The sequence below is a fragment of the Mycobacterium gallinarum genome (genome assembly GCF_010726765.1).
Classification (GTDB): Bacteria; Actinomycetota; Actinomycetes; order Mycobacteriales; family Mycobacteriaceae; genus Mycobacterium; species Mycobacterium gallinarum.
In genome coordinates this window covers 5,709,822-5,722,035 of sequence record NZ_AP022601.1, presented here as the reverse complement: position 1 = coordinate 5,722,035, position 12,214 = coordinate 5,709,822, and the positions used below count along the sequence as shown (strand labels likewise).

Annotated in this window: 14 protein-coding genes; 4 read left to right on the top strand and 10 right to left on the bottom strand. The window is 66.7% G+C overall.

Annotated elements, in window-relative coordinates; genetic code table 11:
* Nucleotides 1-81: 81 nt before the first annotated feature.
* The gene (locus G6N42_RS28280) at nucleotides 82-375 is read right to left on the bottom strand and encodes a DUF3017 domain-containing protein (protein WP_163735864.1); all 294 of its coding nucleotides are present in this window, start codon (nucleotides 373-375) and stop codon (nucleotides 82-84) included.
* A complete protein-coding gene (locus tag G6N42_RS28275; RefSeq protein WP_163735861.1) occupies nucleotides 372-1,229 on the bottom strand; it encodes a bifunctional methylenetetrahydrofolate dehydrogenase/methenyltetrahydrofolate cyclohydrolase in 858 nt (285 codons plus the stop codon). Before G6N42_RS28275 ends, G6N42_RS28280 begins: the two co-directional genes overlap by 4 nt.
* 58 nt (nucleotides 1,230-1,287) lie before the next feature.
* Between G6N42_RS28275 and G6N42_RS28270 the strand changes: the two genes are divergently transcribed.
* A complete protein-coding gene (locus G6N42_RS28270) occupies nucleotides 1,288-2,484 on the top strand; it encodes an NADH:flavin oxidoreductase (RefSeq protein WP_163735857.1) in 1,197 nt (398 codons plus the stop codon).
* Here G6N42_RS28270 and G6N42_RS28265 read toward each other — a convergent pair.
* Nucleotides 2,481-2,942 (bottom strand): hypothetical protein, encoded by a 462-nt coding sequence (locus tag G6N42_RS28265; protein ID WP_163735855.1) that lies wholly within the window; start codon nucleotides 2,940-2,942, stop codon nucleotides 2,481-2,483. The two genes, G6N42_RS28270 and G6N42_RS28265, sit on opposite strands and share 4 nt — an antisense overlap.
* 57 nt (nucleotides 2,943-2,999) lie before the next feature.
* Nucleotides 3,000-3,563 carry a TetR/AcrR family transcriptional regulator gene (locus G6N42_RS28260; protein ID WP_163735852.1) on the bottom strand — a complete coding sequence of 188 codons (564 nt, stop codon included), beginning with the start codon at nucleotides 3,561-3,563 and terminating at the stop codon, nucleotides 3,000-3,002.
* A 49-nt stretch (nucleotides 3,564-3,612) separates the two neighbouring features.
* On the opposite strand from G6N42_RS28260, the gene G6N42_RS28255 reads away from it, so the two are divergent.
* The 3 genes from G6N42_RS28255 (at nucleotide 3,613) to G6N42_RS28245 (ending at nucleotide 7,585) form a co-directional block, all read left to right on the top strand.
* Entirely contained in the window at nucleotides 3,613-4,020 is a 408-nt protein-coding gene (locus G6N42_RS28255) for a nuclear transport factor 2 family protein (protein WP_232076396.1), read from the top strand.
* Nucleotides 4,021-4,083: 63 nt separating this feature from the next.
* Nucleotides 4,084-6,744 carry an FHA domain-containing protein gene (locus G6N42_RS28250; RefSeq protein ID WP_163735846.1) on the top strand — a complete coding sequence of 887 codons (2,661 nt, stop codon included), beginning with the start codon at nucleotides 4,084-4,086 and terminating at the stop codon, nucleotides 6,742-6,744.
* Nucleotides 6,745-6,748: 4 nt separating this feature from the next.
* Nucleotides 6,749-7,585 carry a GNAT family N-acetyltransferase gene (locus G6N42_RS28245; protein ID WP_163735842.1) on the top strand — a complete coding sequence of 279 codons (837 nt, stop codon included), beginning with the start codon at nucleotides 6,749-6,751 and terminating at the stop codon, nucleotides 7,583-7,585.
* On the opposite strand, the gene G6N42_RS28240 is transcribed toward G6N42_RS28245, so the two are convergent.
* From G6N42_RS28240 to G6N42_RS28215, 6 genes are all read right to left on the bottom strand, one after another.
* Nucleotides 7,557-8,831 carry an amidohydrolase family protein gene (locus G6N42_RS28240; RefSeq protein ID WP_163735839.1) on the bottom strand — a complete coding sequence of 425 codons (1,275 nt, stop codon included), beginning with the start codon at nucleotides 8,829-8,831 and terminating at the stop codon, nucleotides 7,557-7,559. The two genes, G6N42_RS28245 and G6N42_RS28240, sit on opposite strands and share 29 nt — an antisense overlap.
* Before the next feature lie 63 nt (nucleotides 8,832-8,894).
* On the bottom strand, nucleotides 8,895-9,743 hold the full coding sequence (locus G6N42_RS28235; protein ID WP_163735836.1) for a pyridoxamine 5'-phosphate oxidase family protein: 849 nt from the start codon (nucleotides 9,741-9,743) through the stop codon (nucleotides 8,895-8,897).
* A complete protein-coding gene (locus G6N42_RS28230; RefSeq protein ID WP_163735833.1) occupies nucleotides 9,740-10,654 on the bottom strand; it encodes a zinc-binding dehydrogenase in 915 nt (304 codons plus the stop codon). The genes G6N42_RS28235 and G6N42_RS28230 overlap by 4 nt, the downstream gene beginning before the upstream one ends.
* A 27-nt stretch (nucleotides 10,655-10,681) precedes the next feature.
* Entirely contained in the window at nucleotides 10,682-11,245 is a 564-nt protein-coding gene (locus G6N42_RS28225; protein WP_163735830.1) for a pentapeptide repeat-containing protein, read from the bottom strand.
* Between the two features lie 4 nt (nucleotides 11,246-11,249).
* Nucleotides 11,250-11,819, bottom strand: a complete 570-nt coding sequence (locus tag G6N42_RS28220) for a GTP-binding protein (RefSeq protein ID WP_163738490.1) — start codon at nucleotides 11,817-11,819, stop codon at nucleotides 11,250-11,252.
* Between the two features lie 22 nt (nucleotides 11,820-11,841).
* A complete protein-coding gene (locus G6N42_RS28215; protein WP_163735827.1) occupies nucleotides 11,842-12,213 on the bottom strand; it encodes a DUF742 domain-containing protein in 372 nt (123 codons plus the stop codon).
* Nucleotide 12,214: the final 1 nt, after the last annotated feature.

Genomic DNA, 12,214 nt, shown 5'->3' with positions numbered 1-12,214 from the left:
CGTGCCGGATCAGACGCTTTCGACCTTCACGGCCATTGCACCCCCATCGCAAGCAAAACCGCAGCCGTCGGCGGCGTGACGCTAGCTGGTGCCCAGCGGATCGATAGTCCATGCGATGTAGAGAATCGCCGCGCTGACGCTGGCGGTCGTGGCGACGTCGATGCCGCGGCTGCGTACTGCGAGTAGGCCCGCCCGGTCTTCGGGCAGGGTGAGCCTCAGCACCGCGGCGACGGCCACTCCGATCGCGAGGACCAGTGCCCCGCGGCGCCAGTAGCCGGCGACCACGAGCCCGAAGGCCGCCACCACGATGACGCCGGGCAGCAGAATTGGCCACTGCCGGCCGAACACCTTGTGCGCGAACTCCCGCAATGTCACTGATCTGCCAGGACCTCGGCTCGCTCCACCACGTTGGTGAGCAGGAACGCGCGCGTGAGCGGACCGACTCCGCCGGGGTTCGGTGACACGTGACCGGCCACGTCCCAGACGTCTGGGTGCACGTCGCCCACCAGCTTGCCCGCGTCGTCGCGGCTCACTCCGACGTCGATCACCGCGGCGCCGGGACGGACCATCTCGGCGGTCACCATGTGCGGCACCCCTGCCGCGGCGACGATGATGTCGGCCTCGAGGGTGTGCTGGGGCAGATGCCGAGTCGCGGTGTGGCACAACGTGACCGTCGCATTCTCGGAGCGTCGGGTCAGCAGCAGGCCCAGCGGCCTGCCGACTGTCACGCCGCGACCGATCACCACGACCTCGGCGCCGGCGATCTCGACCTCGTAGCGGCGCAGCAGATGCACTATGCCGCGCGGTGTACAGGGCAGCGGCGCCGGCTCGTTGAGAACCAGCCGGCCCAGATTCGTCGGGTGCAATCCGTCAGCGTCCTTGCCGGGGTCGACCCGCTCCAGGGCGGCGTTCTCGTTGAGGTGTTTGGGCAGCGGCAACTGCACGATGTAGCCGGTGCACTCGGGGTTGGCGTTCAACTCGTCGATGGTCTTGTCGAGCGTGGCCTGACTGATGTCGGCGGGCAGATCGCGGCGGATCGAGTTGATGCCCACCTTGGCGCAGTCCGCGTGCTTGCCCCGGACATAGGCATGTGAGCCCGGGTCGTCCCCGACCAGCACCGTGCCCAGTCCAGGCGTGTGACCTGCGGCGGTCAGCGCCGCCACCCGCTCCTTGAGGTCGACGAAGATCTCGTCTCGTGTGGCCTTACCGTCCAATGTGATCGCACCCACGCAAGATTCTCCCGTCGCTTCGCTCGGCCGCGAAGCCAGTCTGGCATGCTCACTGCCTATGAACACACAGCCCAATGTGTTCACCCCGGCCAAACTCGGCCCGGTGACGCTGCGCAACCGAATCATCAAGGCGGCCACGTTCGAGGCTTCTTCGCCGGACGCCCTCGTCACGGACGACCTGATCACTTACCACCGGCTGCCCGCCGCGGGCGGAGTCGGAATGACGACCGTCGCGTATCTGGCGGTGACGAAGGGCGGACGCACCGAAGGCAACGTCATCTGGTGGCGCCCCGAGGCCATGCCCGGACTGAAGAAGCTCACGGACTCGATCCACGCCGAGGGGGCGGCGATCAGCGCGCAGATCGGCCATGCCGGGCCGGTGGCCAATGCCCGCGCGACGAAGGCGACGGCGTACGCGCCGGTGCGGTTCTTCAATCCACTCTCGATGCGGTTCGCCAAGAAGGCGACACGCGACGACATCAACGACATCATCGCCGCGCACGCCAACGCGGCCAGGATGGCGATCGAAGCCGGGTTCGACGCCGTCGAAATCCACTTGGGGCACAACTATTTCGCGAGTTCGTTCCTCAGCCCGCTGATCAATCGCCGAGCCGATGAATTCGGTGGCTCGCTGGAGAACCGGGCCAAGGTGGCGCGCGGCATGGTGATGGCGGTGCGACGCGCGGTGGAGGCCGAAGGCACTCCGATCGCGGTCACCGCCAAGTTGACCATGGCCGACGGCGTGCGCGGGGGCATCTCACTCGAGGAATCACTGCAGACCGCGAAGTGGCTCGAGGAGGACGGCGGTCTGGACGCCATCGAGCTCACCGCGGGCAGCTCACTGGTCAATCCGATGTATCTGTTCCGCGGCGACGCACCCGTCAAGGAGTTCGCGGCGGCGTTCAAGCCACCGTTGCGCTGGGGCATCCGGATGACGGGCAAGAAGTTCCTTCGCGCGTACCCCTACCGCGAAGCGTTCCTGCTGCGCGACGCCAAGCAGTTCCGCGCCGAGCTCAAGATGCCCCTGATCCTGTTGGGCGGCATCACAAATCGCGAAACGATGGATCTGGCGATGGCCGAGGGTTTCGACTTCGTTGCGATGGGACGAGCGCTACTCGCCGAGCCCGATCTGATCAACCGTATCCAGGACGACGGGGACGCCCACTCGATCCGGTCGCTGTGCACGCACTGCAACAAGTGCATGGCGACGATCTACAGCCACACGCACTGCGTGGTGACCGGTTCACCCGGTTAACGAGGCGGTGTCGGCATCTCCACCGCGAGCATCGGCTGCGTACCGAATTGCAGCACCGGTTCGGTGCGCACCCACTCGTCGGTCTTGATGATCAGGTTCTGCGCGGTCACGGTGTAGGTGACGCCGTCCTTTTGGGCGAAGAATTCGCCGGGCACGGTTGGTTCGGCCACCACGGTGAGCACCGCATCCTTGTTGGCCACCTGCGCTCCCCGGTATTGGTAGCGCCCGGCCTGGTCCACGCAGATCGCCACGATGGACTGTTCGGTGCGGCTGAATGCGACCGCCGACTGCGGCGCATCGCAACGAATCTGCGAATCGACGAAACCTCGATCGTCAGTGGGATACGCCGGGTCCGCGGCCGCCATCGGCGACGTGATCGCCGCGGCCGCAGCCAACACCGCCGCCATGCCCGTGAGCAGGGCTGCAGGCGGTTTGGACACCATGATCAACGACACCACGAACACAGCGTCGACGCCGAACGACTCGCCGTACGAACCAACACTTATTTGCGTTTTTCAGCCGGCAGATATGAGTGCCCTGGCGCAGTCGGCAACGATGCTGTCCACGCTGCCGGGAATGGCTTGCTTGGCCAGCAGATGCCGCCGGACGACGGCATAGGGGATGTCGACGATGGCCGCGTTGACTCGATCCGGCTCGGCCCGCACTTCTTTCATGAGGTGCCGCAGTTTGCGGTGCAGGCGCTGCCTGGCCGCGGTCAGGTGTTCGGGCCAGTCCGCGGCGGCCAGCGCGTCGGCTCCGGCCAGCAGCACCTGCGCTTCGTTCGGGTGCTCGCGGCACCACCGCACCGTGAACTGGGCCGCGGCGACACACCGCGTCTGCGGGTCTGCCGGTTCGGATAGCGCCGCGGTGACACCGGAGTGGAAGCGCGTCTCGGTACGAATCCACAATTCGCCGCACAGGGCGGCCCTGGTCGGAAAGCGGTGATACATCGATCCGCTGGGCGCACCCACCGCGCGCGCGACGGCCGACATGGTGACGGCGGCCGGGCCCTCGTCAGCCAGCAGGGTCGCGGCGGCGTCGAGCAGTTGGTCGACGGTGTATCGCGCGGGCCGCGGCATCGTCCTATCATAATAGAGGTCACTCTCTATTATGAGTTTGGAGGCAGCCGTGTCCCTTTCCGAATCCAGTCCCGTCACCGTCGCCCAGCGCTTCTATGACGCCATCGCCCGGTCCGCCGCCGACGAGCTGTTCGCGCTGCTCACCGATGACTTCGTCGGAACGGTCAGCGCGGGTATGCCCCACGATGTCGGCGGTCAGCACAAAGGCCCGGACGACATGATCGCCGGGGTCTGGGGCCGCATCGACGCGCTCTACGACGTGACGGTCAACCCCGTCGAATTCCTCTCGGTCGACGACGACCGGGTCGTCGTGATCGGCCAATACCGGGGTCCCTCGCGCGACGGTGCGACTGCCGTCGATGCCGCTTTCGCTCACGTCATCACCACACGAGGCGAGCGGATAACCGCACTGCACCAGATCACCGACACTGCCCAATGGCGCATTCCGTGTCGATGACTGCGGATTGACGACCCCCAGACCTGCGCCGAGATCGGTGTCATACCGATAGAGTTGGTCGCGATGAGCCGACCAGCCCCACCCGCGCTGACCGTTCGATACGACGGGTCGACCCGAACCTTCGCGCCGGGCAACGACGTAGTCGTCGGCCGCGATCTTCGCGCCGACATCCGAATCGCACATCCGTTGATCTCGCGCGCGCACCTTGTGCTGCGGTTCGACCAGGGTCGGTGGGTCGCCATCGACAACGGCAGCCTCAACGGGATGTACGTCAACAACCGTCGGGTGCCCACTGTCGACCTGCAGGACGGTCAGCACCTCAACATCGGCAATCCCGATGGGCCGCAATTGAGTTTCGAGATCGGGCGGCATCAGGGCGCCGCCGGCCGGACACCGACCCAATCGGTTCCCATCGGCGCGGCGCGCCCGGCTGACACGTCGTGGCCCACGCAGGCACCGGCACATCCGCCGGCCTCCTCGCCGCAGGTTTCGCGGCCGCAGCCGCCGAGCACGCAGCGGCCGGCGTACCCGTCCGCGCCGCAACCGCGATACCCGTCGTCGCCACAACAACCGGCCGCCCGCGGCGGGCCGGGATATCCGTCCAGCCCGTCGAGCCCCGTGCCGCCGCTGCGGCCACCGCCGATTTCGCAGCCCATGTCGCAGCCGGCGCTCGAGTCGGTCACCGCGATGGGTCCGACGGCCGCCCCACGTGCGGGCGAGGGCAATCTCGCGACGAGCATGCTGAAGATCCTGCGGCCGGGCAAGCCCGCCGCAGCGGCCGGCCCGGGCGCTGTCAAGATCGGCCGCGCCACCGACAACGACATCGTCGTTCCCGATGTGCTCGCGTCGCGTCATCACGCGACGCTGTTGCCCACACCAAACGGAACCGAGATCCGGGACAACCGCAGCATCAACGGCACGTTCGTCAACGGTGCCCGAGTCGACTCAGCGCTACTGCGTGAGGGCGATACCGTCACGATCGGCAACATCGACCTCGTGTTCACGGGCGGCACGCTGGCCCGGCGCACCGAGACCGCCGCCGCCACCCAAACCGGTGGCCTCGAGGTGCACTCGGTCACCTGGACGATCGAGGGCAACAAGACTCTGCTGGACAGCATCTCGATCGCGGCGCGCCCCGGCACGTTGACCGCCGTCATCGGACCGTCGGGGGCGGGCAAGTCGACCTTCGCGAAGTTGGTGGCCGGCTATACCCAACCGACGACGGGCACCGTGTCCTTCGAGGGGCACAACATCCACGCCGAGTACGCCTCGCTGCGCTCCCGGATCGGCATGGTGCCGCAGGACGACGTGGTGCACGGTCAGTTGACCGTCCGGCAGGCGCTAATGTACGCCGCCGAGCTCCGGCTGCCACCGGACACGACGAAGGCCGACCGCGAGCAGGTCGTCATGCAGGTCCTCGAAGAACTCGAGATGACCAAGCACCTGGAAACCCGTGTCGACAAGCTCTCCGGCGGTCAGCGCAAACGCGCCTCGGTCGCTCTCGAGCTGCTGACCGGGCCGTCACTGCTGATCCTGGACGAGCCCACGTCCGGTCTGGACCCGGCGCTGGACCGCCAGGTCATGACGATGCTGCGTCAGCTGGCCGATGCGGGCCGCGTGGTGCTCGTGGTCACGCACTCGCTGACCTACCTCGATGTCTGCGATCAGGTGCTGCTGCTGGCACCCGGCGGAAAGACCGCGTTCTGCGGCCCGCCCAGTGAGATCGGCCCGTCGATGGGCACCACCAACTGGGCCGACATCTTCAGCTCGGTCGCCGGAGACCCGGACGCGGCCAAAGCGCGATACCTCGCCCAGCACGGGCCGCCGCCACCACCGCCGGCGGTAGAGAAACCTTCCGACCTCGGCGAGCCGACGAAGACGAGCCTGCGCAAGCAGTTCTCCACGATCAGCCGCCGCCAGATGCGACTGATCATCTCGGATCGCGGTTACTTCATCTTCCTGGCGTTCCTGCCGTTCATCATGGGCGCATTGTCGCTGTCGGTGCCCGGAGATGTCGGCTTCGGTGTTCCCAAGACCGCGTTGGAAGGCGGCGAAGCCCCGAACGAACCGGGACAGATTCTGGTGCTGCTCAATGTGGGCGCCATCTTCATGGGCACCGCACTGACGATCCGGGCGCTGATCAGCGAGCGGGCGATCTTCCTGCGCGAACAGGCGGTCGGATTGTCCACGACCGCATACATGCTCGCGAAGGTCTTCGTCTTCTCCGGCTTTGCGCTGATGCAGTCGGGCATCGTCGTCGCCATCAACATATGGGGCAAGGGTTGGGGCCCCGGAGCCGTCGAGAGCGGCGCGGTGATACCCAACCGGTCCCTGGAGTTGTACGTCGACGTGGCGGCGTGCTGTATCGGGGCAGCGATGGTCGGCTTGGCCCTCTCGGCGATTGCCAAGTCGAACGAGCAGATCATGCCGCTGCTGGTGATTGCGATCATGTCGCAGCTGGTGTTCCAGGGCGGCATGATCCCGGTAACCGGTCGCATCGTGCTCGACCAGATGGCATGGGTGACTCCAGCCCGCTGGGGATTCGCCTCGACGGCGTCGACGATCGATTTGCTCAGGCTCGTACCGGGCCCGTTGACACCGCAGGACTCGCATTGGAAGCACACCGCGGGTGCCTGGTGGTTCAACATGACCATGCAAGCGCTGATCTGCGTCGGTTACCTGGGCCTGGTGCGGTGGAAGATCCGGCTCGCCGCTGCCGGCTGACCCAATGTTCTGCAGCACTGCGCTGGCCGAGCGCATCGAGCGCGCGGAGGCAGGTCTCATTGCCGCGGGTGCTGTTGCGGCACGGCGCCGTGGCGGTGAGGGCTTCGAGATTGCGATGGCGGGCGGCGCGGCGTGCTTCGCCGGCGAGAACTCGCCGTTCAACAAGGTCGTCGGGCTCGGCTTCGGCGGCATGCCGGCCGACGCCGAATTGGACGAGATCGAAACGGCTTTCGCCGCGCACGGTTGCCCGACCCAGGTCGAGCTGGCGCACCTGGCCGACCCCGAGATCGCCGCGGCGCTGACAGCTCGCGGCTATCAGCTGGTTTCCTTCGAGAACGTGCTGGGCCGCCCGCTGGCCGATGCGTTGGAGCGGGTCACACCGCCCGGTGTCGACGTTCGGCCCAGTGCTGACGACGACTTCGAGACCTGGCTCGACACGCTGGTCGAAGGCTTCGCCAACCCGGACACCCAAGGCGTCGCGTCGTACGAGGAATTCCCGCGCGACGTCCTTGCCGACGCGACCCGCGACATGGCGGCGGCCGGCGCCACTCGCTATGTCGCGATGGCCGACGGAGTCCTCGCAGGTGCGGCGAGCGTTCGCTTCGCCGACCGCATCGCGCAACTCACCGGTGCCGCGACTGCTCCCGCACACCGCAGACGCGGCGTCCAGACGGCGCTGCTGGCGGCCCGGCTCGTCGACGCGGCCGCGGCGGGATGCGACATCGCGGTCGTCACGACGGCGCCCGGTTCGAAGTCCCAGGAAAACGTGCAGCGACGCGGTTTCGACCTGCTCTACACCCGCGCGATCCTGGTCAAACCCGTGCCGGAGCCAACCGCTTGAGCGCCAGCCCGCCTTCGAACGGCCGGTAACCGAACGCGGGCGGAGCGACGTAACCGGTGTCCCCCAACGGCGTTGCGACCTCAGCGACCGTCGGCCCGATCTTGGCGGCAATCGGTGCGAGCTTGTCGAGATCAAAGCGGTAGAGGCGACCGGCGTTGCCGCCCAGTATCTTTCGACAGTTGTCCTCGGGCTGGTCGTGTAGCGCCCACCGGATCGCCAGCTTGGAGTGCGGCGCGAAGCCCTCCTCGTGCGGATAGTCGCTGCCCCACATGATGTGATCGGCGCCCATGTAGTCGACCATCGACTTCTCGAACGGCGTGAGTTCGGACGCCAGGTAGCAGTTGCGCTTGGCATATTCGCTCGGTGCCATGGTGAGCTCGTCGATCGACGAACCGCCGAACATTCCGTACGTACGGTTGCCCGCTTCGGTTTTCATGCTCGGCACCATGACGTCGAGCAGCATCATCTGGTTTTGCAGCCACATGGTGCCCTGCTCGGTCGGCACGAAGCGCAGCGTCGGGTGACGCTCGAACACCCCGGCGAGAACGAGATGGCTGACCGTGCGTTGCGCCCACAGCGCCATCTCGGTCACCAGCACTGCGTTCGACGCCGGCTGATCCATCGGCATCACGGGGCTGCCCGCACCCGCGTGCTGAACCAGCGTCAGGTCGAGCTCGGTACACAGCGCCCAGATCGGTTCGTAACGCGTGTGAAAGAGCGGGGCGACGTTCGGATCCCCGGGCGAGACCGCCGGCAGTAGTACGCCGCCGAAGCACTGCTGCTGCGCACCCCAGCGGATCTCCTCGAGAGCGAGCTCGATGTCGTTGGGAAATATCTGGATCAGCCCGCGACGCCGATCCGGTGCCAGCGAGCAGAAGTCGACCTGCCACCGGTTGTGGGCCTGCACGCCTGCCCATCGGTGTTCGAACTCTTCTCGGGTGCGCGGCAGGCTGATCGTGATGTTCGGGGACGTCGGGAAGAACGGCGGCACGGTATTGGGCAGCAGCACTTCGGCGGCCACCCCGTCGGCGTCCATCTCCGACATCCGCAGCTCGTGGTCCCAGTTGCGTTTGGCGGTCGCGATGATCAGGTCGTCGAAGGGACTGATGTAGGTCTTCGCCCATGCGTCGAAATCGTCATGAAGTCGCGTGGGCAGATACTCCTTGTAGTCGTAGAGATCCGCGCCTGCGTGTGTGTCAGTCGAGATGACGACATAGCGATCGATCATGTCCCAGGTGGCTGCCATCTCCCGATCATGCTCTCCGCCGGGGCGAGCGCAGGTGAGATTCAGCGATCGCGTGGCGGGTGCTCACCAGCGGGCTCCCCACACCACCGACTCGACCGTCAGGCTGACACGGCGTCCCGTACCACCGTCGATGTCGCTCGGCGTCACCCATTCGACGGTGGCGGTGCCTGAGATGTGCAGCGTCGTGCCCGTGTCGAAGTCGATGAACAGCAGCGCTGCACTGGGATCCACCGCGAGATTGCCGAAGCTGTTGAACATGTTGTTGCCCGGGTAGTCCGGCCACCACAGGCGGTTGCCCTCGACACGGACGAATCCGGGTGGGCCGCCCCGATGCGAGGCGTCCGCTCCGCGAGACGGGTGGACCGTGCCGAGGAAGAAGGTGTCGGCGTTGGTGACGAGCTGTACGTGCTCGGGGCTGAGCGCCGGCGAACGTTCGATAGCCGGCGCGGGAGTGTCGGAATGTTCGAGATGGCGTGGGTGAATGTACTTGGGGCAGTTGCCGTATGCCTGTTCCACCGAAAGCAGCAGACCGGCCTCGCCGACATGGACGAGGGTGCCGTTGACCCGGACCCTGCGACGGGTGGCGAACTCGATGGCGAGCAAGCCGACCGGCTGCTGCGCGGCAAGGTCGTGCAACGGGTCACCGGGCGACGGCAGGGCGTGGACCTTCAGCTCGCGGTCGTGCGCTTGCAGAAATCCGGGCGAGGAGAACAGCGGTGACGTCCACAGCCGGCCGTCGGCGTCACGGGCCGTCAGCACGGCGAAGTCGCGGGCTGCCAGGAAGGCACCCATGCCGCCATTCAGATCGGGAGTGGCGAGCATCGCCTCCCCGAGGCGAGCCGCCTGCGCGCGGACGCCTGCGCGCTCCTGAACCGCGAGTTCTCCGTCGTGAAACCCCGTCTGTGCCGTCATTTCACATCCAGTACGGCCTTACCTGCGACTCGACGGTCGAGCAGCGCCTCTGCCGCCTTCGACACATCCTCCCACGAGGTCCGCAGACCGATCTGCGGATCGATCTCTGCAACGGCGAGCAGGTCGACGAGGTAGCTCAAGTCCGGCCCCAGCGGAGTGCGAACGGTGAACGGTTCGAGCCGCTTTCGCACGCCCAACCGTCGCTCAGCTTCGAAGTCGATGGTCGTCGGCTGGCCCGATGCCATCCCGATCGACTGCGCCGAACCACCGTCGCCGACGAGGCTGAACGCCTCCGCGAGGAGTTGCCCGCCGACGTTGTCGAGCACGCCGAACACCGGCTCGGTCACATCGGCAAGCCCAACGACCACCTCGGCAGCCCCCAATTCCACCAGACCCTCACCACGGGCGGTTGCGCCGACCGCGGCAATCACGTGGGCACCGGCTCTGGCGGCCAACTGCACCGCGAAGCGCCCCACCCCGCCCGACGCGCCGGTGATGAGCACCCGTCGCCCCACGACTGGGCCGAGTGCACGCAATGCCTGCAGGGCCGTCACACCGGCAACCGGCAGTGCAGCCGCAGAACCGAGGTCGACCGAATCAGGCAAGACAGCAAGGTTTTCCGTCGGCACCGCGCGCAGTTGCGCCCAGCCGCCGGATCCGTCGAACCCCACAACGCGGGTACCCGCGGGTGGACCCGAGCCATCGGCAGCCGCCGTCACGACGACTCCGGCGGCGTCCCAACCAGGCACCTCACCGGGTCGACGCGCTTGGTCGATCCAGTGCACCTCACCGAAATTGAGGGCGATGGCATGTACCTCGATCAGGGCGTGGGATTCGGCCGGTACGGGTTCGTCGACTTCGGAGAGACGGAGTTTCGCGGGTGCATCGGGGTCATAGATGACAGCACGCATGCAACGTCTAACCGCCCGCGCGACGGGTTATTCCCCATGGATGTTCAGACCGTGAGCCGCGGCGTAGGCCAGTGCCTGCTCGATGTCGACCTTCGCGCCGCGCAGGGCCGCAGTGGTCCAGAACGTCGCGTCGGTGCGCGCCCCCCGAAGATCGGATTCTTCGAGGCGGGTCTTCTGCAGGCGGGCGCCGCGAAGGTCGGCGCCGCGCAACACCGCTTTGCGCAGGTCGGTTTCGACAAGGCTGGCCTCCCGCAGCCGACATCCGGACAGGTCGACGTTCTTCAGATCGCAACCGCCGAGGACCGCGAGCGTGAGGTCGACCTCGACCAGCTTCAGCGGGCGCATCTGACATTCGGTGAACACCGATCCCAACATGCTGCAGTGCTGAAATATGCTGTGGTGCAGTCTGGCCCGTTCGAAACGGCAGTTACGGAATGCCGAGCCGACGTGCTCGGATTCGGCTAGATCGACACCGCGGAAGTCGCATTCGTCGAAGACCGCACGTTCGGTGCGCAGCCGGCCGAGATCCTCGTCGCGAAAGTCGTACGCGACGAACTCCCTTTCGACCCACGCCTCTTCGTTGTCACCCACCGGTTCAGCCGGGCAGCGAGGATAGCGTGTCGAGCGCGTACTCGGTGACCGCGATCAGCGCCTCGCGGCACGAGTTGCGGTCTCTGGCGTCGACCGCGACCACCGGGATGTGATCAGCGAGTGCCAGCGCTTTGCGCAGCGCCTGAGTGGAATATCTTGGTGCACCGTCGAATTCGTTGATCGCGATCAGGAATGGCAGGCGGCGGGCTTCGAAGAAGTCGACCGCGGCGAAGCTGTCCTGCAGTCGGCGGACATCGACCAGGATGACCGCGCCGATGGCGCCGCGGATGAGGTCGTCCCACATGAACCAGAACCGGCGCTGACCGGGTGTGCCGAACAGGTACAGCACGAGGTCTTCGCCGAGGGTGATCCGGCCGAAGTCCATTGCCACTGTCGTGGTGGTCTTCGACGGGGTCGCATCCAGGCCGTCGACGCCTTCGGACGCGTTGGTCACCAACGCCTCGGTCCGCAGCGGCATGATCTCGGAGACTGCGCCGACGAACGTCGTCTTGCCGGCGCCGAAGCCGCCGGAGATGACGATCTTCGTCGAAGCGGCGGCCCGCTTCGCCGCCAGGTCCGTCGAGACATGCCGCCTCTCAGAGTGCCCTGAGGCCACGCAGCGTCCTTCCTATGAGATCTCGTCGTTCGTCATCGGTCTCCGAATCGCCGAGTGTGGTGTGTACCTGTAGATATCCCTGTGTCACGAGGTCACCGATCAGCACCCGTGCGACCCCGAGCGGTAGGGCCAGGCCCGCGGCGATCTCGGCGACCGAGGGGACCTCGACGCTCATCGTGAGGATTTGGCCCCGCACATCGTTTCCCGGCCAGCGCGGCGGCTTGGTCGTCGTGAGCTTCCCGATCGGTGCTTCCAACGGCAGATTCAACCGGGCCTCGGTGCGTCCGGACGTCAGCGTGTACGGCCGGACCAGACTCGGCTCGTCGTCGACCTCCCGCTCCCAGTTGTCCATC